Below are 24,654 nucleotides of genomic sequence, written 5' to 3' on the forward strand. Positions count from 1 at the left end.
GAAGAAACCTGTGCTGATATTGCCAGATAGCCTATGTTCTTGAGCGAATTAGCGCCCCTTCTCAAGGAGTTGAGTCAAAAACCCGTTGCCTTTATGGGGGGCTTTGTCTCTGGATTGTTGGGGTTAAGCCTTGATCAAAAGCCGGTGAGCGATTGGATTAAACAGTACGGCGACTATCAGCCCCCCAGCCCGCCACCGTCGCCCCCTAGTGATTTTAAGAGCATTCAAATTGAGTAAGTACCCGCGCCACGGCCTGCCGCTGATCTCGCAGGGTAAGCCAGCGGTGGTAAGTTTGGGTGTGAACGGCTACGCTGTGTCCCATCATCCGCGCGGCAACGGTATCGGGTAAGCCGTAGTGAATGGTGCGCACCGCCCACGCATGGCGCAAATCATAGGGACGAAAGGGCAAGCCATAGCGACGAAACTGTTGATTAACCCGTTGGCCAATACGTTGCAGAGTCGTTTTCGTCAAATCAGTATTGATCTTCGGTAACTGGGGCGATCGCAACTCAAACACCTCGACCCACTGGGGAGGAAAAGGCCATACCTGATGGCAACCAGTTTTTGTGGTTTCCTGCACCTCAATCATCCCTTGGGGGTCTCCTGTCACGAGGCCACTCAGGTCGCAGAAAAAGACCTCGTGATTGCGCAGGCCATAGGTGGCCATTAAGCCATAGACATACCGCCAACGGGGGTTGGGAATTTGATGAGAGGCGGCCAAAATCTCCTCATCACTGGGTAAGTCCCGTGGCTGGAGCGATCGCCGCGAATAGGTGCCCCAAAACTGAGCAAGGGGAATTGGTAACTCTACCCCCAGAAACCGACAAAATCCTTGAAAGGCGGTACAGGCCACCTGCCGTTGTCGCTTATCGGCGGGGATTTGCTGCAACAGACCATAGATCAGTTCTGCTAAGGAATGGCCCGGATGGGCAGCAGCAGCCCTAAGCAACTGTCGCAAGTAGGGGGCATAGGCCGTTTCCCACGTGGTGCGGCTGAGATTCCCCTGGGCCAACCCTGCCGTTCTAAAGGCGGCAATTTGCTCCTCCAAGGATAATTCCCCAAGACGACCGAGTCCCTTGACCCGTTCATAATCCTGCCAGCGAAAGGTGTTTTCGAGTAGTTTGGCAGCAATAATTTTCGCTTCGCGCTCCGCAGCTTTAAGACCGCTGGGGGTGGCAGGCAACCCTAGACTTAAACGTTGTTGGTGGGGGCGCAACCGATGGCTGCCGGGACGCGGCGGCAGGGTGCCCCGCAGGCTGAGACGTTGGCCGCGTTGTTCAATTTGCAGACCCAACTGAGCCAGTTTTAGGCGTTGATTGACCTGTTGAAGTTGGTGATCAAGGTTCTGAAAGGATGTGGCCATGGCTAACCGGGGTACCTAAATCCCCAAAACTGCGACAAGGATGTTTTTTCCACGGAATATCGCGACCCCCGCTGGGGAGCGGCTATGACCGGGCCTGTGCTCAATCCCGCGTTCAGCGGCATACTCAAGAATGGCGAGGGCAAAGGGGTGATTGATTGACTGTTCCACGGTTGCCAGCCAATACAGCAGCGCTTGCTCGCTTGGGTCGGGCTTGAGGAGATTGACTCCCACAATGGCTCCCTTTACCTCCTTGACATCCTCCCCGGCCTGCTGGCTTGCGCCCGCGTAGCGGTAAGCCGGAGATTCCTACGGCGCTCAAGTCGAGCTTAAGTCGCTTTGGTGGGTTCCTGGGCCGAGGGCGTATCCGCTGCTCGTATCTCCACAGGTGTTACTTGCGGCATGCCCTGCCATAGGTGGGCGTAGTTGTAGCCGCCAGCAAAATTATAGAACGGCTCCGCCGTTGGCGCTATCCTTCCCTGCCTTGAAACGCGGGGTTTGCCGCGCACCGGGTCAGGGTTAACAACCCGTGGGAAGTGGCTAGGAAAAGGGCTGGACGGGGCGCGGCCGATGGATAGGTGCACTAATCAGATCATTGATATTCTGCTGCATCGTTAGGCAAATTGCATCCAAGGGCAGATCATTGAGATCACGGCCAAAGGGATTTTCAATTTCAATGCCAATTTCTTCAACCCCAAAGAGAGTAAAGGCAATGACTCCCACCATTGGGCCTGTCCACCACCCAAGGTTATCCACCAATTGAAACGGCAGCAGTAAACAATAAAGGAATAGTAACTGCTTGAGATGAATGGCATAGGCAAGGGGCATCGGTGTTTTCAGAATGCGCTCACAGCCACCCATAGCATCCACTAGTTGCACCAGCAGTTCATCCATGTAGGTGAGTTGATAGAGGGACAGGTGCCCTCGGCGGTGTTGTTGATGCAGATAGTCCTCAATCCAAAGCGCAATACGCAAGGGGACATTTTGTACAGTTTGCAGTTCTTTGTATTGGTGGGGTTTCAGCAGCGGTTCCAGTTCGGCAAAGGACTCGCCCCGCAGGTGTTGCTTGGTAGCGATCGCAAAGGCGCCCACCAAATGAACAGCGTCAATTTTGCCTTGACGATCCTCCAGACTATTTTCATCAATGGCAGTCCACATCAACCGCGTTAAACTACGGGAATTGTTAATAATGTTGCCCCACTGGCGGCGGCCTTCCCAAAAACGTTCATAGGCCGTATTAGTCCGAAAGACTAAGAGCAAGCCCAGCACAATCGAAGGGATAAGGCTGCCGAGCACCGGCCAGTGAACATTGACGAGGTATAGATCGACGACGGTGACAAGGAAACCAAACCCCCCACAAAAAAGCACTTCTGGGAGAATGGCTGGAATCACGGAGCCACGCAGGCGCAAAGCAAGGGATAACCAGCGTGGGGGGTGCAGCAGAAACTTGGCAACGCCAGAGCGATGCTCTCTTACCTGACGTTTAGGAGCTTGAGAAAAACGGAGAAAAGAGAAACGACTCATGACATCGGTGGGTGATTCTCACCCTCATCTTTAGCACACTGCTGTCCTAAAACATGCCTGCGCCTAGGGAGAGTGGCTGAAGCAGTCGCAAATCTTAAAAAAATCCGTTAGCCCTTGCCATTCCCCGGTAGAAGTGTTAACTTATATTAAGAACGTGAAACAGTTTGTAATAAACGGAGTACCAGTATGAAAGGCGGTAGCATCATTGACGATCAAGGCAAAATGAATAACTTTGCCATCGAACCTAAAATGTACGTGATGAGTGAGCCGCAAGCTGGGTTTACCCCCTATGCGGAACTTTTCAATGGTCGCTTGGCGATGATTGGGTTTATCTCCCTGTTGGCCTTGGAAGTAATCACCGGCCACGGTCTGATTGGTTTTTTGAATAGCCTCTAGGTCTTTCCTGCGCTCTTAGGCATATCAGTTTCTCAGCAGTCCTTGCACCGTTAGAGAAAACAAAAATTCATGGGATGGATTAGCCTGCCTTTCAAGGTGGGCTTTTCTCTTGGAGGTTCAGTAATGCTTGGCTCTCCATTCGCCAGAATCAGAAAGTTCTCGGGAGTCAACAGCCTAGAGTTAGAGGATCCACGCCACTTTCAAGATCACCAGAGTGGCGATCGCGGGGGATTTGAGGTAATAACGATCGTGGCACAAAAACCTTGCCGCCTTGTCAATTCAAGTGCTTCAGCGCCTTCTCTAACTCACGATCAATCAAGTGGTTCAGATGCTTGAAGGGATTGCATTCTAGTCTCTCTTGAGGCAATCCTTGGCTCAATACCTTTTCCAGAGCATCCAGCACCTGTTCCTGTAAATTCTCAATATTGGCGAGTCCAGCAAGTTGATGTAAAACATCATTCCGTTGTTGATGGTAAGCTTCGATTTGCTCAAAATACCCAGCAAGAGCTGACGTTTGGAGGGCATACTGCAAAGCTGCCAGCAGTACATTCCGCGTCACGGTATCAAGAAACAGGCGATCGCCATTTTTGCGCTGGTAGTTCTCGAGGTATTGCCAAAGCTGACCCCGATCGTGGTTTTGCAGCAAGTTCGAGCTGCGTTCTCGCGCCGCTCCATCCATCGTAATGTCAAGACCCACCTTTTCTTGAACAAAGTATTGCAATAGATTTTCGTACAAGCTCATGGCCAAGATCAGGGCTTCTGCGTAGCGCCCTACCCCAAATAGGCCAACGACTTGAAAGTAAATGTCCCGAAAGAGGGCAGAGCGATTATTCTGCCGCAGTTGGGCAATTTCCTGAAACCACTGCTTATCAATTGTCGGTGCGGTAGGAGTTAATGGCATTAAAGGCTTGATCGTAGTTATGGGCAAGACGATAGTTGCCGTAGCGGATCAGTGCCAATGCCAATGGCGCCTCAATGGAGCTATTCTTGAGAGAGATTTCAGCCCCTTGGTAGTTGTAGCTTTTTAATTGCTGTTGAATGACTTGACGGTCTAGCTCTTGGCGAAAGATATTCAAATCGACAGCAAACACTCGCTCTTGGCCGGGGCGAATTTCCTGAGGATTGCGTACTTGCCATAAGCGAAGTCGGGGTCGCGTCTCAATGGCCTGGAGAATGCCCCAAGCTGCTTTCATGACTGGGGTGCCAGAAGAACCATTTAGGTCTAGCCAGTCTGTGCTGTCTTGCTGATACTTGGCGAGTTCTAAGGCGCGCTTTGCTTCTTGAACGGCAAAGGCAGGATTAATGGGGTTTAAGGAGAATGCTACAGCCCATGGTGGCTTTCCCAGAAGATTTTTGCCTATACTACCGCAGCCGTTCCCGATCCGTGGCGGTATTGGTGCCACTGCCAAGCGTGCTGAATGATCTGCTCAATATCGGGATACTGGGGCTTCCAGCCTAAGATAGCGCGGGCGCGATCGCTATTGGCAATGAGAATTGCGGGGTCTCCTGCTCGGCGATCGCCCTCAACGACTGGAATGGGGCAACCTGTTACTCTCTGAGCCGTTTCAATAATTTGCCGCACGGAAAAGCCTTGGCCATTCCCCAAGTTAAAAATTGCTGAGTTGCCACCACCCAAGAGGTACTTTAATCCCAGCACATGGGCTTGGGCTAAGTCCACCACATGGATATAGTCGCGAATGCACGTGCCGTCGGGGGTGGGGTAGTCTGTGCCATAGATAACAATGTGGGGGCGTCGTCCCATAGCTGCCTGTAACACTAGGGGAATCAGGTGAGTTTCAGGGTGGTGATCTTCTCCCAAACGAGAGTAGGGATCGGCACCGGCGGCATTGAAATAGCGAAAAATCACTGACTTGAGGCCATAGGCCCTGCCGAGGTCGCCAACGATTTGTTCCACCATCCACTTGGAGCAACCGTAGGGGTTGATGGGGGCACAGGGACAGGTTTCCTGAATTGGTACCTCTGGGGGTAAGCCATAGACCGCAGCAGTGGAGGAAAAAACAAAATAGGGTATTCCTGCGGCCAGCATAGCTTGGAGGAGCGTCAGGGCACCACAGACATTATTCTGATAAAAGCGATCGGGAGAGCGGACGGATTCGCCCGCTTCAATGTAGGCGGCAAAGTGCATCACTGCCTTAACGGGATAAGTTTGAAAAATTCGATCCAAAAGGGGGCGATCGCCCGTATTGCCAACAATAAGTTCTGTTTTTAGGACGGTATCCACCAAGTCCCGATGCCCGCGCTCAAGGGTATCTAAAATCAGGACTTGAAAGCCGGCTTGCTGTAGTGCCAGAACAGTATGGCTGCCGATGTAGCCTGCTCCCCCTGTAACCAAAATTAGAGGTAAGCTATTATCACTATTACTTGTCATCGAGTCTTATCGAGTCTTATCTATTACACTAGGAAAATCGCTAGAAATTCTGCCATGACCAGTGACTTGCACCATGAAATCACCCAAGAGGTGAAACGCCGTCGTAATTTTGCCATTATCTCCCACCCAGATGCCGGGAAAACGACGCTCACAGAAAAGTTGCTGCTCTACGGTGGTGCCATTCACGAAGCAGGCGCCGTCAAAGCCCGGCGGGCACAGCGGCAAGCTACCTCCGACTGGATGGCAATGGAACAACAGCGCGGGATTTCAATTACCTCGACCGTATTGCAGTTTGAGTACCAAGGCTATCAGATTAACCTCTTGGATACCCCCGGCCACCAGGACTTTAGTGAAGATACCTACCGCACCTTGGCAGCGGCTGACAATGCAGTCATGCTGGTGGATGCAGCAAAAGGGCTAGAACCGCAAACCCGCAAGCTCTTTGAAGTTTGCCAACTGCGGGGACTGCCAATTTTTACCTTCATCAACAAGCTGGACCGCCCAGGGCGTGAACCCCTTGAACTCATTGATGAAATTGAGCAGGAACTGGGACTGATTCCCTACCCAGTAAACTGGCCTTTGGGAATGGGCGATCGCTTTTGCGGTGTATATGATCGCCTGCGGCACAACTTTCACTTTTTTGAGCGCACGACCCACGGCAGCCGTGCGGCGGCGGAAACCGTCATTGCCCTTGGGGATTCCGCTCTGGATTCCTATATTGAGCCGTATCGCTTGGAATACCATCAACTTAAGGATGAACTGGAACTGCTCGATGGGGTGGGTGCCGAGCTAGACCTTGACCTCGTGCATCGGGGGAAAATGACCCCGGTGTTCTTTGGCAGTGCCATGACCAACTTTGGCGTGCGCCTGTTTCTGGAGCACTTCCTAACCTATGCCCTGCCGCCTGTGGCCTACAAGAGCGATCGCGGACCAATTGATCCCACCCAAGAGCATTTCACGGGCTTTGTGTTTAAGCTTCAGGCCAATATGGATCCCAAGCATCGCGATCGCGTGGCCTTTGTCCGCGTCTGTAGCGGCAAATTTGAAAAAGACATGACTGTCAACCATGCCCGCACGGGCAAAACAATCCGCCTTTCCCGCCCCCAAAAACTCTTTGCCCAGGGGCGCGAATCCCTTGACGTTGCCTATGCCGGGGATGTCATTGGGCTGAATAATCCGGGGATGTTTGCCATTGGCGACACCCTCTATGTCGGTCCCAAATTGGAGTATGAGGGCATTCCCTGCTTCTCGCCGGAACTTTTTGCCTATCTGCGCAACCCCAACCCCTCCAAGTTCAAATCCTTCCAAAAGGGGGTGAATGAGCTGCGCGAAGAGGGTGCCGTGCAAATTATGTACTCCACCGATGAATCTAAACGGGAACCCATCCTAGCCGCGGTCGGCCAATTGCAATTTGAAGTGGTACAGTTTCGCCTCTTGCATGAGTACGGCGTAGAAACTCGTTTGGATCCCCTTCCCTACACGGTGGCGCGCTGGGTACTCGATGGCTGGGAAGCCCTGGCAGCCATTGGTCGCATCTTTAATGCGGTAACTGTTAAAGACAGTTGGGGACGGCCTGTGCTGCTCTTTAAGAACGAGTGGAATCTGCAACAGGCGATGGCAGATCATCCCAAACTGCGCCTGAGCGCGATCGCCCCCCCTGCCGCCGCTGTCCCTGCCTAATGGTTCTATGAGTGGTGTCTATACCCGTCCTTTGGCTCGCCTTATTGAGCAGTTGCAACGACTGCCGGGCATTGGTCCTAAAACGGCTCAGCGTCTTGCCCTCCACCTGATCAAACGCCCTGAAGCGGATATTCAGGCCCTAGCGCAAGCCCTGCTGGAGGCAAAACAGCAGGTGGGACTTTGCTCGATTTGCTTCCACCTCTCTGCAGAACCGGTGTGTGAGATCTGTGCTTCACCGCAGCGAGACAATCACACCCTCTGCGTGGTCGCCGATTCCCGTGACGTCATTGCCATTGAAAAAACCCGTGAGTACCACGGTAAGTACCATGTCCTCGGAGGATTGATTTCTCCCCTTGAGGGCATTACGCCGGAACATCTGCACATCCAGCCCCTAATTCAACGCGCTAGTCAATCCCACGTCCAAGAAGTGATTCTTGCCATTCCTCCCAGTATTGAAGGGGAAACCACCACCCTCTATGTTGGCCAGCTTTTACGCCCCTTTGTCAAAGTGACCCGCATTGCTTTTGGCCTACCGGTGGGCGGCGACCTCGACTACGCCGATGAAATGACGCTGGCCCGTGCCCTGGCCGGTCGGCGCGAAATCGAGTGGCAGTAGTTAGTGCCCCCCCTGGAGGCGTCGCAATGCTGCCACAACTTGGTGGATGGCTCGCTTGAGTTGCTCGACCTCGTGGTGTAGCCGTTGGTTTTCGGCTTCCAAAGCAGCAAGGCGATTTTCCTCCACACTATTGCTTATTGCCGCAGGTGGCTGTTGCAGTTGAGCAACCGTTGCTTGCAGTTGGGCAAAGGCAGTGGCATCCACCGCTTGGGTTTGCAACGTTTGGATTGCCTGTTCGAGGGCGGCCAGTTTGTCATAGATGGGGGTGAGATCTGGGGTGAGCGAGGCAGCCACTTCCGCCGGTGCTGCCGCTTTGACGGGTCTGGGCTTACGGGCTTTGCGAAAAGCCTCTTGAATTGCTGCTTCCAGTTGTTCCTTTTCAAAGGGTTTCTCAATAAACTCGAACCACTCAAAGGGTTCTTGGAGCTTCTCGGTGACCTCTTCCTTGCGCCCGGACATAATCACAAGGGGAATGGCTCCGAGAAGATTATTTTTCTCTAACTCTTGATAGACTTCCCAGCCGCTGACCTTTGGCAGCAAAAAATCCAGCATGATCAGCGTTGGTTCAGACTCCTTGATCAGTTGCAAGCCCTCGCGCCCATCCTTGGCCTCCAGAATTTCATAGTCGCCCTCTGGCAACATGTCGCGCACGCGCATGCGGATTACTTTACTGTCATCAATGACAACGACTTTACGGCTAGTCACGGAAACACTCCATTTTTACCTATACAAGGTTCTTATAGGAAAGAATTGTGAATCGAGGACGGAGGGGGATTGCGATGACCACCATGTGATTTCAACCTTAGCATAGCCGTGTCTTTTCAAATTGACCACTGGCGATCGCCCCTCGCCCTTCGACAAAGCAACCCCTAAAAAATTAGCTTCAAAGCCTCACCCTTAAAGGTTGCAGAATGTCACAATAGAACTCTAACCCTCATTAAAGAGTTGTGAGATAGATCACCCCCTATGCCGGAATCTGCTGCTGCCCCTATCCACCTCCCGAAAACCAGTGAGTCGGAGCGGCTCAAGCGCATTCGCCATACCACCTCCCATGTCTTGGCAATGGCGGTTCAAAAGCTTTTTCCCAAGGCACAGGTGACAATTGGCCCTTGCATTGAAAACGGATTTTATTACGACTTTGACCATCCCGAACCTTTTACCGAAAAAGACCTTAAGCTGATTGAGAAGGAGATGGTTAAGATTATTAAGCGCAAGCTGCCGGTGATTCGTGAGGAAGTCAGCCGCGCAGAGGCGGAGCGGCGCATCCGCGAGCTGGGAGAACCCTATAAGCTGGAAATTCTCCAAGACCTCGAAGAGCCAATCACGATTTATCACCTTGGGGATGAATGGTGGGATCTCTGTGCAGGGCCTCACGTTGAAAACACCGCCGAGATTAACCCTCAGGCGATCGCCCTTGAAAGTGTTGCCGGTGCTTACTGGCGTGGCGATGAAACCAAACCCCAACTCCAGCGTATTTACGGCACCGCCTGGGAAACACCAGAGCAATTGGCAGAATATCGGCGGCGCAAAGAAGAGGCGCTCCGCCGCGACCACCGCAAACTAGGCAAGCAACTGGGACTGTTTCTTTTTTCCGACTGCGTAGGGCCTGGCCTGCCCCTCTGGACGCCAAAGGGCGCTATCTTGCGCTTTACCCTAGAGGAGTTTCTGCGCAAGGAGCAACTGAAGCGAGGGTATTTGCCGGTGGTCACTCCCCACATTGCCCGCGTTGATCTGTTCAAAACATCGGGGCACTGGCAAAAGTACAAAGAAGATATGTTTCCCCTGATGGCCGAAGATGCCGAGGCGGCAGACCACGAGCAAGGATTTGTCCTCAAACCCATGAACTGCCCCTTCCACATTCAAATCTATAAAAGCGAATTGCGCTCCTACCGCGACTTACCCCTGCGATTGGCGGAGTTTGGGACAGTGTATCGCTATGAGCAGTCGGGAGAATTGGGGGGCTTAACGCGGGTACGCGGCTTTACAGTGGATGACTCCCATCTTTTTGTGGCGCCAGAGCAACTGGAGGCGGAGTTCTTAAATGTTGTCGATCTTATTCTCTCTGTCTTTCGCTGTCTTCGTTTGAATAAATTTAAGGCACGGCTAAGCTTCCGCGATCCCAAGTCTGACAAGTACATTGGCTCTGATGAGGCATGGTCAAAGGCAGAATCCGCCATTCAGCGCGCTGCAGAACAGCTGGGAATGAAGTACTTTATCGGCATTGGGGAAGCGGCGTTCTATGGCCCGAAGTTGGACTTTATCTTTGAGGATGCCCTGGGCCGCGAGTGGCAGTTGGGCACAGTTCAGGTGGACTACAATTTGCCTGAGCGCTTTGACTTGGAGTACGTTGCCGAAGATAACAGCCGCCGCCGTCCGGTGATGATCCACCGTGCTCCCTTTGGGTCGCTGGAGCGGCTCATTGGCATCCTCATTGAGGAGTATGCAGGAGATTTTCCCTTTTGGCTGGCGCCAGAGCAGGTGCGTCTGTTGCCGGTGGGGGAGGAGCAACGTCCCTACGCTCAAAAAGTGGCCGCTGCACTGCAAGCCCATGGTGTACGGGTCACTGTGGATGGCAGTGGCGATCGCCTTGGCAAACAGATTCGCAACGCCGAAACTCAAAAAATTCCCGTAATGGGCATTATTGGTGCCAAGGAAGTCGAAAGCGAAACGGTGAGTATCCGCACCCGTGCAGGGGGAGATGTGGGCGCATTCCCCCTCAAGGAACTGATTGAAAAACTCGCCGCAGCTATGAATGCAATGGATACGGATATCCAGTGGCAATAGTTCATCCCTGATCTACAACTGCAAAGCGGAAGGGAGGTTGACCCCGCCCTTATCCTATCGAGGGCTTTTTGCAGCCCCCCTACCCCTATGGAGGGTTTCTTGCCCCAAGAATACTCTTCTCAATCTACCCCCTCAGGGTTATCATGCAGTTGGGCTGTGTGCAGCGGGCTATCGTGCAGCTGAGGATACCTATGCCACCCTACCCAAGGTGCGCTATCCCCTAGAGATAATTGTGGAAGTGCGCTAAAGTTCCCCCATTGACCCTGTTAGACATAGGCTAAGCTAGAAATAGCTCGGTACAAACGCTTGTATGTCCTTGCCCACCGATGATTCCCTCGATCACAATCTCGTCAATTTAGAAATTGCTCCCGCCGAAGAAGAAGAAGATCGCAGTGAACCCCTCAACATCATTATTCGCGAGATGGGCATTGACGACATTGCCCCCGTGTTTCACCTCGGCGAGGAACTTTTCACGAGTGATCTGTATCCCTCCCTCTATCGCATCTGGGATGAATGGGAGGTCATTAGTTTCTACAATACCGATCCGGAATACTGTCTTGTAGCCGAAGCCGACTCGCAAGTGGCAGGGTTTATCTTGGGCACAATTATTAGCAAAGCCCCTTGGGTCTATGGCTATATTAACTGGCTGGGGGTACATCCGCAGTATCAACGGCGGGGTATTGCCGACAAGCTCGTGGATAAGCTCATCGAACGCATGATTGAAGAGGGGGCAAGGTTTATGCTGGTGGACACCGACCCTGCCAATACCCCGGCAGTGAAGTTTTTTACCCGTAAGGGTTTTGGGAATCCCCGGCGGCATGTCTTTTTTTCGTTAAACTTAACCAAGCACGAAATCTATGGCCGGTTGATTGCCTACGAGCGCGATCGCTCCGAGCGATTGACCTATCGGCGTCCCCGCCGTCGTTAGAAAACTCGGATAGTTGTAGTTAGTTGTAGTTGTTCCTTGGAGGTGTCTGCCGCGGTGACTCTCTCCCCTGCCCCCTCAGGTGAGGTTCCCCTTCCTGCCCACATTCATTACGAGCTAGTGCTGCAAATTTTGGAACAGGCCTCCTTACCCGCTCTGCCCGCCAGCTCCAGTGCCTATCAGCAGCTCCATAGTGCTGTGATCCATCTGCGCAAAGCCCTGCGATTGCAAAAGCAGTTTGAGGAGGAATGGCAATTGAGGGGCGGCAGTGTGGAGTACCAGTGGTCGCTGAATCGCGATCGCCCCCCATCTCAAACCAAATAGCCCAGTCCCAAGAGCAGGCTACTCCAAAAATGCAGTTGCACAGCAATAAATTTCGAGTTCTTGATCTGCTCAGGTACGTCATGAAATTGCGCCATCCGCCGGCACAGATAAATCGCCCAAGGCAGCGAACTGAAAGCCAGCACTGTTGGCCACGGCAGGATTCCCCATGTAATACTGGCTAGCAACACACCATAAAAAAGACCACAGGCTCCATAGACCAGTTGGGCACTGCGAGCCGTCCCTAGGCGCACAACCGGGGAATATTTGCCGGCGGCTAGATCATCGGCTACTTGGTGAAAGTGGGAGCAAAAAAGAATTAGCGTTGTGGTAAGACCATTGAGGATAGCCACCGGCCAGATACTTGGGCTAAAGGTTTGCACTTGGCTATAGTAGGCAGCAGCGATCGCCAAAGGGCCAAAGCAGAGAAAACAAATCGGCTCCCCCAAGCCTAAATAGCCCAAGCGAAAGGGCGGGCCTTGGTAGCTATAGCCTAGGACACAGCAGAGCAATACCAACCCTAAAACCGTTGCATCCTGTTGCAGCCAACTAATGGCCACAATCCCCAAAAGCCCCAAAAGTAAACAGAGATTGCTCAGCCAAAAGATGAGTTGTTTTTTGCCCGTGAGATTGACCACAGAATGGTACTTGTGGCGATCAATGCCCGTCTCGGCATCAAACACATCATTACTCAAATTCAACCAGGCCAAAATCAACACGGCCGCGGTAAGAAACAGACTAAAAGGCCACCAGTGCACCCTTCCCGTCTCGGCGATCGCCACCGCCGTGCCCAGCCAAATGGGCATGACGGCCACGCTGTACATAGGAAGCTTAATTGCCGCCCACCACAAACGGGAGCGATCCATAGATTCTGACGGACGAACCATCCCCTTAACTGCGAATCACTTTGTTTGAGTTACCTTCGTCAGCATATCATTGCCGCTCCTGCCCAGAGATCGCTTGTTTTGCTGCCCAAATGGCTTGCCGCAATGCTGGATTATTTAGCTTATAGCTATAAACACCTAAGTCCCGCGCCAAGGCCACCAATTGTGGGCGAGTCAGCCGCTCCAGCTCCGCGATCGTCAGTGTTTCAATAGTGGGTTGAGGTGGGCACAGTTGGCGTTCAAGAGCCGCCACTTGCTGTTCTAGGGCACGCAGTCGCTGCAAAACCGTGGGACAGGCAATCTCCATCGGCTGAAGAGATTGTTGCAAAATTTTACGAATTGCCTCACTAAGGGAATCACATCCCTGCTGCACTTGCCAGCGTTGCAGTTGGTGATAGAGTTCAGCATCTAAGCGCAGTGTGATCTTCTTGTGGCGCATGCCTGAAATTCTAAAAAAAAACCGACAAACTTACTTACAGTCTGTCGGCTCGTTGTGTGTTCCCTGTTGATGACTCGGATAGTACTGAGTCACTACCTAGTATTACCTATCCCCCGCTAGAATGACTGTGACGATGATCACAACTCAGCCGCCTTTTGTTCCGTTTTGCCGCAGTCTCTCATTAGAATTCCTAAATTCCCCATGACTTCTATCCTAGACGGTACGATTCTTTTGCCGCAGAAATCCCTCAGTGCTCCTCTGCGACGGCGTTTACTCCATGTGAATGGGATAGGGAGCGATGCTGCCAAGCAACTGCGGGATTTGAACTGCCTTGCTGAGCTTACAGCGACACACCCTTTAGAAATTCGGGGTATTCACAATCAGACCCACGGCTTCCAAGCGGATCTCTTGGAAAGTTTCCTCGGCAAGGCGGAACTTTACCGTTTTTGGCCGCAGACGCCAGCCCCAGACCCCAGCAAAGATCGCCGCTATGAATATGCCAAACTCCTCGGCCAACTGGTGAGCAAAGATCTTGCCGATAATGCGGATATTCTGGCGATCGCGCAGCCCGGCCAACTGCAACAGCGTCCCCTTGATATCAACAGTGCCGCTGACTTAACCCAACTCCTTGACCTATCGTTCCTCCAAAAACTGGGCTGGGGAGATTTTGCCCAGTATCTCTACGGTGCCTTTCCGGCCGGCGCGCCGCGCCCGACCCTGCGGTTAGCCTATGAAATTGTCAAGGGGTTACAAGCGGGGGCTGAATTGTATCTTGTTGCCCATAGCCAAGGGTTAATTATCACGGCCCTTGCCTGTCACATTGTCCGCCAACTGCTGCTGCCGCAAACGAAATGGATGGAGACCGTTCATCTTATTGGCTACGGACCGGCCATTTTCTTTGCCGATTTACCGCCAGAGCTACAGCCGCGAACCATCTTAATTCAACACCGTCAAGACGTGGTGGCCGAAACCCTGAGCAATCTCCGCAATGTGGATCTGTGGACGAACTTACAAACCCAGATGGAAAAAGCCCTTCATTACGCCGATGATCTGCTGAAAGTTCTGGGTCAAGATAGCCACCACTCTGCCAGTTTCTATTTGGGGTTACAAAACAACCCCGGCAGCCGGCGATCAGCAGAATTGATCCAGATTTTACTAACCCAAAGCTGGACCGCTACTCCTAGCCTTGGCGTCCTTGGCGGCACGCGGCTGATCCTTGAACTTTAGCGGATGAGTGGCAGAAGCAGCTATCCTAGTAGAGAGAAAGGAATACGAAGAAGGACGAAATAGAACGCAAATGAAGGGTCTAGAAAAAATTATCCCCCTGGATGGACGGGATATTAAGGTAGTATTGCAAAAATTTGCCCCCCAAGCCGCCGGTTCCATTCTCATTGGTTCGGGGGAAACGGCTGTACTGGTGACAGCGAATCGTGCCGCCCCGCGCGAAGGCATTGATTTTTTACCCCTTGTGGTGGATTACGAAGAACGTCTCTATGCTGCTGGGCGGATTCCAGGAGGGTTTTTGCGGCGTGAGGGTCGCCCTCCAGAAAAAGCCATTCTCATTGGTCGCCTCATTGATCGATCGCTGCGCCCCCTTTTTCCCCAATGGCTGCGGGATGATCTGCAAGTGGTGGCTACGACGGTTTCCTTGGATGAAAATGTTCCCCCCGATGTGTTGGCGGTAACAGGAGCCTCGATCGCCGTTCTCTTGGCTCAAATTCCCTTTAATGGGCCGATGGCGGCGGTGCGGGTTGGACTGGTGGGGGACGAGTTTGTCATCAACCCGACGTACAAAGAAATTGAAAGTGGTGGCTTAGATCTCGTTGTGGCCGGATCTCCCGATGGCGTAGTGATGGTGGAGGCGGGCGCTAATGAACTGCCAGAAGCCGACATGATTGAAGCCATTGACTTTGCCTATGAGGTGATCCAAGACCTGATTCAAGCGCAACGGGATCTCTTGAAGGAATTGGGCATTGACATTGTCAAAGCCGAGCCACCCGCGATCGACCCCACGTTGGAAAACTTCATCTACGATCGCGCTGCTGAACCCGTCAAAGCTATTCTCAAACGCTTTGAAAAGGACAAAAATGTTCGCGATGCCGCCCTTGAGGAGGTGCAAGGGGCGATCGCCCAAGAACTTGCTGCTCTCCCAGAGGATCACCCGGTGGCGGTGGCTGCCACTGCAAATCCAAAAGCCCTGCCCACCCTCTTTAAGGCCGTCACCAAAAAACTCATGCGGCAGCAGATTATTGAAGAAGGGGTGCGAGTGGATGGCCGCCGTCTCGATGAAGTCCGCCCGATTTGGTGTGAGGTGGGGGTTCTGCCAGAGCGGGTTCACGGCAGTGCCCTCTTTAATCGCGGCTTGACGCAGGTGATGTCCGTTACCACCCTCGGTTCTCCTGCCGATGCTCAAGCTCTGGATGATCTGCATCCTGAGGACAGCAAGCGGTATCTGCACCACTACAACTTTCCCCCCTACTCTGTGGGCGAAGTCCGCCCCTTGCGATCCCCCGGACGGCGTGAGATTGGCCATGGTGCCCTGGCGGAACGCGCCCTTGAACCCGTCCTTCCCCCCAAAGAGGAATTTCCCTACGTGATCCGGGTGGTGTCGGAGGTGCTCTCTTCCGATGGCTCTACCTCCATGGGATCCGTCTGTGGTTCCACCCTCTCTTTGATGGATGCAGGGGTACCGATCCGCAAACCCGTCAGTGGTGCGGCCATGGGACTGATCAAGGAAGGCAATGAGGTGCGCATCCTCACCGATATTCAGGGAATTGAAGACTTCCTTGGCGATATGGACTTCAAGGTGGCCGGCACCGAGAGCGGCATCACCGCCCTACAAATGGATATGAAAATCACCGGCTTGCCCGTTGCGGTGATCAAGCAAGCGATCGAGCAGGCGCGTCCGGCCCGGCTCCATATCCTTGAGAAAATGTTGGCGGTGCTTGACAAACCGCGCCCACAACTGCCACCGAGTGCGCCACGGCTGCTGACACTGCAAATTTCTCCCGATATGATCGGCCTTGTGATTGGGCCGGGGGGTAAAACTGTGCGGGGTATCTGTGAGCAATACAATGTCAAGGTGGATATCAGCGAAGAGGGTCTGGTCACCATTACTGCCCCCAATGAAACCAACGCCAAGCAAGCCCGCGCCGCCATTGAGGGTTTAACACGAAAGCTCAACGCTGGTGATGTCTATCTAGGCAGGGTGACGCGGATTATTCCCATTGGTGCTTTTGTCGAGTTTCTGCCCGGCAAAGAAGGGATGATCCACATTTCCCAGTTGGCGGAGTATCGCGTTGGCAAAGTCGAGGATGAAGTGAAAATTGGCGATGAAATTGTCGTCAAAATTCGTGAGGTGGACAGCAAAGGCCGCATTAACCTCACCCGTCTTGGGATTCATCCCGACGAAGCCGAAGCCGCCCGCAGTAGCTCCATGATCTAGCCCATTGTCACCATGCCCAAGTCATCACCGCATACGTTCCTCTTGGAGGTGGGCACGGAGGATCTCCCCGCCCGCTTTGTCAGTAGCGCCCTGCGCCAGTGGCACACCTTGATCCCGCAAACCCTGAAGGAACGGGGACTAATGGGAGAAGTCAAGGTCTGGGCAACACCGCGCCGCTTGGCGGTGCTGATTGAGGGGTTGCCGCCGCAGCAGCCGGATCAAGCCATTGAAGTTAAGGGGCCCGCAGCCACTGTGGCCTTTCGCGAGGGGGAACCGACTCCTGCTTTACTGGGTTTCCTGCGATCGCGCCAAGGCCGCCTTGAGGATATCGAAATCCGCTCCACCGAAAAGGGGGAGGTGGTCTATCTCAAGCAGGTTCGCCCCGGTCAACCTACCCCCCAACTCTTGACTGAGTTAGCGCAGCAGTGGATTGCTGCCCTTGAGGGCACTCGCTTCATGCGCTGGGGGGATGGGGATTTGCGCTTTTCCCGTCCCATTCGTTGGCTGGTGCTACTGTGGGATGAGCAAGTGTTGCCCTTGGTTTTGGAGAGCCATTCTGTGCGCATTGCCAGCGATCGCACCACCTATGGCCATCGCGTACTTTCCCAAGGTGCCATTGCCCTCAACCTTGCCCAAGACTATGAATCTACCCTGAAAACGGTGGGGGTCTTGGTAAATCCAGAAGTCCGCCGGCAACGGATTCGCGAGCAAATTGCCGCCCTTGCCCAGGAGGCGGGGGGATGGGTGGATTTGGAGGTGCCCCTTTTGGAGGAAGTGACCCACCTAGTGGAATGGCCGACGGCTGTCCTAGGAAGTTTTGAATCGCGGTTTCTGGCTCTGCCCCTTGAGGTCATTACCACCGTCTTGGTCTCCCATCAGCGGTATTTTCCCGTGTACACCGATGCGACGCGCCAAGCTCTGCTGCCACTTTTCATCACGATTAGTAACGGCGACCCGGCGGCAACTCCTTTGATTCGTGCCGGCAATGAACGGGTAATTCGCGCCCGCCTAGCGGATGCGGCGTTCTTCTACAGGGCGGATACGGCACAGCCCCTAGAGCACTATCGGGCAAAACTGGCCACTGTGACGTTCCAAGATGAACTGGGTTCTATGGCGGACAAGGTGGAGCGGATAACCGCCCTGGCAAGGCAAATTGCCACGGCATTAAATTGCCCTGCCGAAGAAGTTGCACTGATTGAGCGCACGGCTTCTCTGTGCAAGGCTGACCTTGTGACCCAAATGGTGGGGGAATTTCCTGAGCTGCAGGGCTACATGGGGCAAGTCTATGCCACCGTTGCCGGCGAAGCCCCAGCAGTGGCCATGGGAATTTTTGAACATTATCTGCCTCGTTTTGCCGGCGATCGCCCCCCTCAAACTCTTACGGGTCAGGTGGTGGGGTTAGCCGATCGCCTGGATACCTTGGTCTGCCTCTTTGGCCTTGGCCTGTGTCCCACGGGCTCGTCAGATCCCTTTGCTCTACGGCGGGCCGCTAATGCGGTGATCACGATCCTCTGGCAGGGGGAACATCACCTGAATCTTTTGGCTGTCCTCGAGGAGCAGGCCCAAGCCTTTTGTCGCCAGTTTACCGCCAAGCTCAGTGTCAGGGATTTAGAGCAGCAACTGCGGCAGTTTTTTAGTCAACGGCTGCGAACCTTGCTCCAAGAAGATCTTGGCATTGAGTATGACCTAGTGAATGCCGTCATTCCAGAGGATCAGCCGGAGTTGCAGACTCGTGCCCTCGCCGATGTGGTTGATGCCCGCGATCGCGCCCAATTTCTGCAAAAACTGCGCCAGTCCGGTGAACTCATGGCCATTTACCCCACCGTGAACCGGGCGGCTCGCTTAGCCCGCCAAGGTAGTCTAGAAGCAGACTGCCTAAATATCCGTGCAGTCAAGGCCAAGCACCTCGAAGCCCCAATTGAAAAGGAATTCTATGCCGCCCTCAAGGGGATCTTGCCAAGGGTGCAGCAAGCCCAAGCTCAGCGTGCCTATGGGGAAATTGTAGAGGCTTTAGCCTCCCTTGCCCCCATCGTCAGTCGCTTCTTTGATGGGGAAGAAAGTGTGCTCGTGATGGCAGAGGATGCAACCCTGCGTGCCAATCGCCTGGCGCTCCTTGGTCTATTGCGCAACTGCGCAGCAATTATTGGCGATTTTGGGGCGATCGTGCAAACAGAAAGTGTTGCATCAAGCCCATAACTCTCACCACCTTTGCAATGTGTAAAAGTGTTGCTTAGCTCACAGCAGCAACGCATAATTGAGAGTACCCCAATTGAGAATTGCCGTGGCCTGTTCATCTGAGCAGTCACTCAATTGGCATTTAGACTGTTTGCGAGAATTGTCATGACTGCTGACCCCCCAGCCAAGCGCTCCCGCCCCAAGAAGCCCCCAGCGACTCCGCCAAAGCCTTCCTCTGAATTAGCAACGCCCCCCAAGCCTCGTCCGGAAATTCTCGGTGTGGCCGCAGCGGCTAGCTCAGCCCCAAAACCCAGCGTTGTCTCTGAAGAATCTGTTCCTCGGCAGGCAGAAGTCCTATCCCGTCCCCAACCGATCCCACCCCCCAGTGAACGATTGCAATATCGGGCAATCGGGGTTGTGCGGGGTCGCTATGTGCCCACTTCAGAGGAGGAGTTTAACCGAGGGGTCATGATTGCCGAGGATGGGGTGGAAATTGAAACCGTCCTCTTGGGGCAGGTGATGAACCTGATTAAAAAATATCTCGACCTGAATGAACCCCATCTCTGGGTGGTTTATCCCCGCACGCGGGGCGTTGAGAAAGAAGAGGTGAAACTCCACCTACAAATTGTTGGCGTATGGGAACCGCAGCGTCTGCAACAGGCCAATGCCACAGCAGTCGATCCGGGCGTTAATGACGGTTACTTTTCCATACGGGGAGAAGTGATCTTCAACTCCCAGGAGAAAAACTTTGTGGTCGTTAAAATTCAACAGTTGCCGCGGCGGCGGGGTGAAAAACCGAAAGCATTCAAACTCAAACTGGTCGGAACCGTCCCGATGAAGTCGCCGGGGTACTTTTGGGATTTTCAGGTGCAGCGACAGGGGACAAGTTTAGTCGTCCAAGAGGCAACTAGAGTCGGTATTCTGCCACCCCGTAAGCTCAAAAAGTCTAAGAAAGCCAAGGCACGGCCAGCCCGTCCCCACCGCCCGCAGCGGGCCGGTTCATCGTCAACATCGCCGCGTTCGGCCTCCGTTCGCCCTGTACGGCGATCGCCCAACCCACCCTTGAACTAGCACCAAGGCATGACTTGTCGAGGTGTTGTAAATTTTTATAAATTTGTTCCACTGCCAACAACAACTTAGACACCCTACTTGATTGTTTAGCCCACCTACTGCGAGGAACACCATGACCATTCAACTGGGGGGACATCGCACCGCCCGTCGCGCCTACGGTATTGATGAAATTGCCCTTGTCCCCGGCAACCGTACCCTAGATCCCCAACTGGCGGATACCCGCTGGCGCATTGCCCATATTGAACGGGAAATTCCAATTATTGCCAGTGCGATGGATGGGGTTGTGGATGTAACAATGGCGGTCAAGCTCAGCCAACTGGGAGCCCTAGGCGTCCTCAACTTGGAGGGACTCCAAACCCGCTATGAAGACCCAGACCCCATTCTGGAGCGTATTGCCAGTGTCAGTGGGGATGAATTTGTACCCCTGATGCAGCAGTTGTATGCCCAGCCAATTCAGCCCCACCTCATTGAGAAACGCATTCAAGAAATCAAATCCCAAGGGGGAATTGCCGCCGTCAGTCTAACGCCAGCAGGCGCGAGTCGGTTTGGGGATGTAGTGGCAGCAGCGGGGGCAGATTTGCTCTTTGTGCAGGCCACCGTGGTCTCACCGGCTCACATTGCTCCAGAAGGTACAGAACCCCTTGACCTTGCGGCTTTTTGTGAACGGATGCCGATGCCTGTGGTTTTAGGCAACTGCGTCACCTATGAGGTAGCCCTCAGTCTGATGCACTGCGGAGCGGCAGCAATTCTTGTGGGGATTGGGCCAGGAGCCGCTTGTACTTCCCGCGGCGTGCTGGGGGTGGGGGTGCCGCAAGTGACAGCGATTGCCGACTGTGCTGCGGCACGGGATGCCTACTTTGAAGAAACACAGCGCTATGTGCCTGTAATTGCCGATGGCGGCCTCGTCACCGGCGGTGATCTCTGCAAATGTATTGCCTGTGGCGCCGATGCGGTGATGATGGGGTCTCCCTTTGCCCGCGCCAAAGAAGCCCCCGGCCGCGGCTACCACTGGGGCATGGCTACGCCTAGTCCGGTGCTGCCTCGCGGAACGCGCATCTATGTGGGCACCACCGGTACCCTTGAGCAGATTCTGCGCGGACCGGCTCAGTTGGACGATGGCACCCACAACTTCTTGGGCGCATTGCAAACCAGCATGGGCACACTTGGCGCCAAGGATCTGCGGGAAATGCAGCAGGTGGAGATTGTCATTGCCCCCTCCCTCCTCACAGAAGGTAAGGTCTATCAAAAAGCACAAAAACTGGGAATGGGGCGCTAGCCCAAGGGAATGTAGCTATACTCAATGCGACCCCCGCCGCGAAACTGCCGCTGATAGGCAATACTCACAAGATCCTCGCTGGGGTAGAGGGTATCAATGCCAATGCCATTGCGGCCATCTTCTTTGCCAGAGCTGTGGATGTATTGCCCCTCCCCCAGATAGAGACCTACGTGGGTTGCCCTGTCACGCGTGCCAAAAAAGACCAAATCCCCCCGCCGGAGCTGGGGTAGGGTTTCCTCAATAGAAGGACTCCCCACAGGGGTGGTAAAGGCCTCCTGCTGATAGGCATCGCGGGGTAGCCAAATGCCCTGACTGGCAAAACTGGCCTGCATCAAGCCCGAGCAGTCGTAGTTGGGAGCTACCGTCCCTCCCCAAAGATATTCATGGGGAACCTGCTGTGCCGCAAGGCAAAAGGCAATAACGTCTTCAAGCACTGCCTCAATGTAGGCGCGATCGCGGGCAATGGGCTGATAGGGTTGAGGGGCGGGTGTCAAATGGCAGTATTCCCTTGCATCCAGCCAGCCCCAGTATTCGTCCTCCGCCAGTTGTACGTAGGTGCGCTCAGCCGTGGGAGAAGGTGCCCAGAGAAAGCGTCCGGTCGCGCCTTGGGTGGCGAGGCGATCGCCTGTCGGTGCATCGTAGAGATTCACCGGTGCGGTGAGTTGATAAAGCTGCATGGGCGTCTAATGGTTCAAGGAACAATCACTAGGCAACGGCTGCATTCAAGAGGGACTTAAACAACTGCAACCCATCTAAAGTGTGGTCGCTAGGACAGTGGGTCAAGGCGGGGTCGGCGGCACGCTCAGGGTGCGGCATCATCCCCAACACATTGCCCGCCGCATTGCAAATGCCGGCGATATTGTTCAGCGAACCATTGGGATTACTCTCAGGGGTGATATTCCCATGGGCATCGGCATAGCGAAAGAGGACTTGGCGGTTGGCTTCCAATTCGGCAAGGGTGGCCGCATCGGCATAGTAGCAGCCTTCACCGTGGGCAATGGGCAAACGAATCACCGTTTGATGACCATAGGCTTGGAGCCACGGGCGTTCTTTGGCTTCTAGGCGCAAATGCACGCGATCGCAAATAAAGTGCAAGTCCCGATTGCGCACTAGGGCACCGGGGAGCAGTTTTGCCTCGGTGAGGATTTGAAACCCATTGCAAATACCCAGCACCCATTTGCCGGCGGCAGCATGGTCTTCAACAGCGGCCATAATTGGCGAGAAACGGGCGATCGCCCCACAGCGCAAATAATCGCCAAAACTAAAGCCCCCCGGCAGCACAATCAGGTCATAGTTGCTCAGATTGGTCTCTTCGTGCCACAGCAGTTGCGTCGGCCACCCCAGAATTTCACTCGTGACATAGGCCACATCGCGATCGCAATTCGATCCGGGAAAAACTACGATCCCTACCTTTAGGACATGACTCACAGCAGTTCATCCATCACGTCAGTAATCGGCTTTAACTTGGCGGGAGCATGGAGCAGCTCAATATCCCGTAGCCAGATCACGCCGCGTCCCATAAATTCCACCCCAATTTTAATCAAGCCGGGGGTCTGAGGTGCCGGCTTGAGGTGAAAAGGCACTTCGCACAGGTGCCAGTCGCGATTGCCCACAAAGGAAACCGTGCGGGAAAATGTCCAACCAAAGGGTTGACTGCGGCTGAGAAAGAATTGCCCACCCTCAGGCAATGCCCCCGTTTTCACCAAAGCACGACACAGGAGTAGTTGATCGCCCTTTTGAGCAGAGGGCACTTCTAACCAAAGATGGGCTTCCGATAGTTCAAAAAGAGGAATTGTCTGCGGCCGGTGGGACTCCAGACACCAAGCAGCACCTTCGACCCTGAGGCCAGAACCCGCGATCGGTGAATCCACACCCGCCCGAAAGAGAGCCACCCGTTGGAAGGGGGCTGCGGGTTCCGGCACCTGAAGGAATGGGGCAAGAGTATCCGCCAAGGACTGCAATCCCGACTCAATGCCGGCCTTGATGCCTGCCTCGATACTGGCCAATAAATCATCCCACCAGTTGAACATCGTGCCTATCCTGCGGCAGTTGCCAGCTCCTGTACCTCAATGCGAAACGTTTCAATCACCGGATTGGCCAACAGTTGATCGGCAATGTGGGTAAGCTGTGCCTCGGCCGTGGCGCGATCGCTAGCCTCTAAGTTGAGTTCCACCACTTTGCCAATGCGCACCGATTGCACATTTGTATAACCCAGATGATGAATCCCCGCCTGTACCGCTACCCCTGCTGGGTCTAACACCGATGGGCGTAGTGTCACAAAAACCTGTGCCCGGAATTGTGCCATGGACTATACCTCGCGGGACGGCTGCTCGATGAGGGATTTCACACCCTCAATTGTGGCCGGAATACTGCTGGGGTCCATAAATAGTACTTTACTGCTGTCACTGTGACCAATGGTGCGCCCCATATCCAAGTACCCTTGAGCAAGGAGAAACTGGAGCGCCTCCTTTGTCTTGGGATCTTCGCGCAGTGCTGCCGCAATAATTTTCATGGCCTCTGCGGTTCCTTGGGCACGCAAAATCTGATCTTGGCGCTCCGCTTGGGCGCGCAACACCACCACTTTTTGTTGAGCTTCCGCTGCCAGAATGGCTGCTTTTTGTTCGGCCTGGGCGGCTAACACCTGGGCTTCTGCTTTACCGCGGGCAGAGTTGATGGCAGCTTCGCGCTCCCCTTCCGAGGTGAGAATTGCGGCGCGTCTCTTGCGCTCAGCGGACATTTGCAATTCCATTGAGTCTTTCACAGCTTGGGAAGGGGCAATATCCCGCAGTTCCACGCGGGTAACTTTCACCCCCCATGGGTCCGTGGCAATATCCAAATCGCGCAGGAGGTTCTCATTGATTTGAGTGCGGGCGGTAAATGTTTCATCCAGTTCGAGCTTACCTATCTCCGCGCGAATTTGCGTTTGCACCAAGTTAGTCATTGCCATGGTGAGGTTTTCCACCTTGTAGTAGGCGCGCTCCATGTCCATAATCCGCCAATAGACGACGGCATCCACCGTAATCGTCACATTGTCGCGGGTAATACACTGCTGCGGCGGAACATCCAATACTTTTTCCCGAATCGTTTCCTCAAAGACCACCCGATCAAGGATCGGCAGCATAAAATTTAGCCCCGGTTCTAAGCGACGGCTATAGCTGCCCAACCGCTCCACCAAGGCTATATTACCCTGATTAACAATCCGTACAGAGTTGGCAATACCCCAACCCCCAACCCCCAGTAGAAACAGAAGACCAAACAGTTCATTCATGGTTGCTATTGTCCAACGAGGTTACTACTACTCTAGCGGCTAAGTTTCAAGTTGGGGGTCTGGCGTCGCGTATCCATTTCCTTGTTGAACTTGGGAATCGA

Annotated in this window: 26 protein-coding genes; 12 read left to right on the top strand and 14 right to left on the bottom strand. The window is 53.9% G+C overall.

Features of this window, described 5'->3' with window-relative positions; all coding sequences use genetic code 11:
* The first annotated feature begins 33 nt into the window (after positions 1 to 33).
* A complete protein-coding gene (locus Q0683_RS00890; protein ID WP_298613763.1) occupies positions 34 to 237 on the top strand; it encodes a hypothetical protein in 204 nt (67 codons plus the stop codon).
* Here Q0683_RS00890 and Q0683_RS00895 read toward each other — a convergent pair.
* The 3 genes from Q0683_RS00895 to Q0683_RS00905 all read right to left on the bottom strand — a co-directional run bounded on the left by Q0683_RS00895 (position 215) and on the right by Q0683_RS00905 (position 2,884).
* Positions 215 to 1,363 (bottom strand): tyrosine-type recombinase/integrase, encoded by a 1,149-nt coding sequence (locus Q0683_RS00895; protein ID WP_298613761.1) that lies wholly within the window; start codon positions 1,361 to 1,363, stop codon positions 215 to 217. The two genes, Q0683_RS00890 and Q0683_RS00895, sit on opposite strands and share 23 nt — an antisense overlap.
* Positions 1,364 to 1,378: 15 nt before the next feature.
* Positions 1,379 to 1,594, bottom strand: a complete 216-nt coding sequence (locus tag Q0683_RS00900; RefSeq protein ID WP_298975758.1) for a hypothetical protein — start codon at positions 1,592 to 1,594, stop codon at positions 1,379 to 1,381.
* A gap of 306 nt (positions 1,595 to 1,900) precedes the next feature.
* Positions 1,901 to 2,884 carry a bestrophin family protein gene (locus Q0683_RS00905; protein ID WP_298613757.1) on the bottom strand — a complete coding sequence of 328 codons (984 nt, stop codon included), beginning with the start codon at positions 2,882 to 2,884 and terminating at the stop codon, positions 1,901 to 1,903.
* Between the two features lie 186 nt (positions 2,885 to 3,070).
* On the opposite strand from Q0683_RS00905, the gene Q0683_RS00910 reads away from it, so the two are divergent.
* Positions 3,071 to 3,280, top strand: coding sequence for a chlorophyll a/b-binding protein (locus tag Q0683_RS00910; RefSeq protein WP_126987406.1), 210 nt, complete (start codon positions 3,071 to 3,073; stop codon positions 3,278 to 3,280).
* Between the two features lie 274 nt (positions 3,281 to 3,554).
* Here Q0683_RS00910 and Q0683_RS00915 read toward each other — a convergent pair whose 3' ends face one another.
* The 3 genes from Q0683_RS00915 to galE all read right to left on the bottom strand — a co-directional run bounded on the left by Q0683_RS00915 (position 3,555) and on the right by galE (position 5,669).
* The gene (locus tag Q0683_RS00915) at positions 3,555 to 4,181 is read right to left on the bottom strand and encodes a hypothetical protein (RefSeq protein ID WP_298975760.1); all 627 of its coding nucleotides are present in this window, start codon (positions 4,179 to 4,181) and stop codon (positions 3,555 to 3,557) included.
* Positions 4,150 to 4,473, bottom strand: a complete 324-nt coding sequence (locus tag Q0683_RS00920) for a hypothetical protein (protein ID WP_298616519.1) — start codon at positions 4,471 to 4,473, stop codon at positions 4,150 to 4,152. Before Q0683_RS00920 ends, Q0683_RS00915 begins: the two co-directional genes overlap by 32 nt.
* Positions 4,474 to 4,637: 164 nt before the next feature.
* Positions 4,638 to 5,669, bottom strand: a complete 1,032-nt coding sequence (gene galE / locus Q0683_RS00925; protein WP_298975763.1) for a UDP-glucose 4-epimerase GalE — start codon at positions 5,667 to 5,669, stop codon at positions 4,638 to 4,640.
* Between the two features lie 54 nt (positions 5,670 to 5,723).
* Between galE and prfC the strand changes: the two genes are divergently transcribed.
* The gene (gene prfC, locus Q0683_RS00930; RefSeq protein ID WP_298975766.1) at positions 5,724 to 7,349 is read left to right on the top strand and encodes a peptide chain release factor 3; all 1,626 of its coding nucleotides are present in this window, start codon (positions 5,724 to 5,726) and stop codon (positions 7,347 to 7,349) included.
* Between the two features lie 7 nt (positions 7,350 to 7,356).
* Positions 7,357 to 7,965: a recombination mediator RecR gene (gene recR, locus Q0683_RS00935; RefSeq protein WP_298616528.1), complete on the top strand. Its 609-nt coding sequence runs from the start codon at positions 7,357 to 7,359 to the stop codon at positions 7,963 to 7,965.
* On the opposite strand, the gene Q0683_RS00940 is transcribed toward recR, so the two are convergent.
* Positions 7,966 to 8,670 carry a response regulator gene (locus tag Q0683_RS00940; RefSeq protein WP_298975770.1) on the bottom strand — a complete coding sequence of 235 codons (705 nt, stop codon included), beginning with the start codon at positions 8,668 to 8,670 and terminating at the stop codon, positions 7,966 to 7,968.
* Between the two features lie 261 nt (positions 8,671 to 8,931).
* Between Q0683_RS00940 and thrS the strand changes: the two genes are divergently transcribed.
* The 3 genes from thrS (at position 8,932) to Q0683_RS00955 (ending at position 11,998) form a co-directional block, all read left to right on the top strand.
* Positions 8,932 to 10,749, top strand: coding sequence for a threonine--tRNA ligase (gene thrS / locus Q0683_RS00945; protein WP_298975773.1), 1,818 nt, complete (start codon positions 8,932 to 8,934; stop codon positions 10,747 to 10,749).
* 310 nt (positions 10,750 to 11,059) lie between these two features.
* Complete coding sequence (locus tag Q0683_RS00950; protein WP_298975779.1) at positions 11,060 to 11,677, top strand: GNAT family N-acetyltransferase; 618 nt, start codon at positions 11,060 to 11,062, stop codon at positions 11,675 to 11,677.
* A gap of 54 nt (positions 11,678 to 11,731) precedes the next feature.
* The gene (locus tag Q0683_RS00955) at positions 11,732 to 11,998 is read left to right on the top strand and encodes a DUF5340 domain-containing protein (RefSeq protein WP_298617083.1); all 267 of its coding nucleotides are present in this window, start codon (positions 11,732 to 11,734) and stop codon (positions 11,996 to 11,998) included.
* Here Q0683_RS00955 and menA read toward each other — a convergent pair.
* Together menA and Q0683_RS00965 are read right to left on the bottom strand one after the other, a co-directional pair.
* Positions 11,986 to 12,882: a 2-carboxy-1,4-naphthoquinone phytyltransferase gene (menA, locus tag Q0683_RS00960; RefSeq protein ID WP_298616538.1), complete on the bottom strand. Its 897-nt coding sequence runs from the start codon at positions 12,880 to 12,882 to the stop codon at positions 11,986 to 11,988. The two genes, Q0683_RS00955 and menA, sit on opposite strands and share 13 nt — an antisense overlap.
* Positions 12,883 to 12,928: 46 nt before the next feature.
* Positions 12,929 to 13,318: a hypothetical protein gene (locus tag Q0683_RS00965; RefSeq protein WP_298617082.1), complete on the bottom strand. Its 390-nt coding sequence runs from the start codon at positions 13,316 to 13,318 to the stop codon at positions 12,929 to 12,931.
* Between the two features lie 201 nt (positions 13,319 to 13,519).
* Here Q0683_RS00965 and Q0683_RS00970 point away from each other — a divergent pair, with 201 nt between their 5' ends.
* The 5 genes from Q0683_RS00970 to Q0683_RS00990 all read left to right on the top strand — a co-directional run bounded on the left by Q0683_RS00970 (position 13,520) and on the right by Q0683_RS00990 (position 21,285).
* Positions 13,520 to 14,545: a hypothetical protein gene (locus Q0683_RS00970; RefSeq protein WP_298975784.1), complete on the top strand. Its 1,026-nt coding sequence runs from the start codon at positions 13,520 to 13,522 to the stop codon at positions 14,543 to 14,545.
* Between the two features lie 70 nt (positions 14,546 to 14,615).
* Positions 14,616 to 16,763 carry a polyribonucleotide nucleotidyltransferase gene (locus tag Q0683_RS00975; RefSeq protein WP_298975787.1) on the top strand — a complete coding sequence of 716 codons (2,148 nt, stop codon included), beginning with the start codon at positions 14,616 to 14,618 and terminating at the stop codon, positions 16,761 to 16,763.
* 12 nt (positions 16,764 to 16,775) lie between these two features.
* Positions 16,776 to 18,959, top strand: coding sequence for a glycine--tRNA ligase subunit beta (gene glyS / locus Q0683_RS00980; protein WP_298975790.1), 2,184 nt, complete (start codon positions 16,776 to 16,778; stop codon positions 18,957 to 18,959).
* Positions 18,960 to 19,103: 144 nt separating this feature from the next.
* The gene (locus Q0683_RS00985; protein WP_298975792.1) at positions 19,104 to 20,009 is read left to right on the top strand and encodes a hypothetical protein; all 906 of its coding nucleotides are present in this window, start codon (positions 19,104 to 19,106) and stop codon (positions 20,007 to 20,009) included.
* A 112-nt stretch (positions 20,010 to 20,121) separates the two neighbouring features.
* Entirely contained in the window at positions 20,122 to 21,285 is a 1,164-nt protein-coding gene (locus Q0683_RS00990) for a GuaB3 family IMP dehydrogenase-related protein (protein WP_298616047.1), read from the top strand.
* Here Q0683_RS00990 and Q0683_RS00995 read toward each other — a convergent pair.
* Genes Q0683_RS00995 through Q0683_RS01015 form a run of 5 tightly spaced genes read right to left on the bottom strand, consistent with a single transcriptional unit; the run spans position 21,282 to position 24,553 of the window.
* Positions 21,282 to 21,962, bottom strand: coding sequence for a C40 family peptidase (locus Q0683_RS00995; RefSeq protein WP_298975794.1), 681 nt, complete (start codon positions 21,960 to 21,962; stop codon positions 21,282 to 21,284). The two genes, Q0683_RS00990 and Q0683_RS00995, sit on opposite strands and share 4 nt — an antisense overlap.
* A 28-nt stretch (positions 21,963 to 21,990) precedes the next feature.
* On the bottom strand, positions 21,991 to 22,713 hold the full coding sequence (purQ, locus tag Q0683_RS01000; protein WP_298614545.1) for a phosphoribosylformylglycinamidine synthase subunit PurQ: 723 nt from the start codon (positions 22,711 to 22,713) through the stop codon (positions 21,991 to 21,993).
* Positions 22,710 to 23,315, bottom strand: coding sequence for a hypothetical protein (locus Q0683_RS01005; RefSeq protein WP_298614547.1), 606 nt, complete (start codon positions 23,313 to 23,315; stop codon positions 22,710 to 22,712). The genes purQ and Q0683_RS01005 overlap by 4 nt, the downstream gene beginning before the upstream one ends.
* A 5-nt stretch (positions 23,316 to 23,320) precedes the next feature.
* A complete protein-coding gene (gene purS, locus Q0683_RS01010; protein ID WP_298975798.1) occupies positions 23,321 to 23,590 on the bottom strand; it encodes a phosphoribosylformylglycinamidine synthase subunit PurS in 270 nt (89 codons plus the stop codon).
* A gap of 3 nt (positions 23,591 to 23,593) precedes the next feature.
* The gene (locus tag Q0683_RS01015; RefSeq protein WP_298975801.1) at positions 23,594 to 24,553 is read right to left on the bottom strand and encodes an SPFH domain-containing protein; all 960 of its coding nucleotides are present in this window, start codon (positions 24,551 to 24,553) and stop codon (positions 23,594 to 23,596) included.
* Between the last annotated feature and the right edge of the window lie 101 nt (positions 24,554 to 24,654).

The sequence above is a fragment of the uncultured Thermosynechococcus sp. genome, assembly GCF_938074695.1.
In the GTDB taxonomy this organism is placed as follows: domain Bacteria; phylum Cyanobacteriota; class Cyanobacteriia; order Thermosynechococcales; family Thermosynechococcaceae; genus Thermosynechococcus.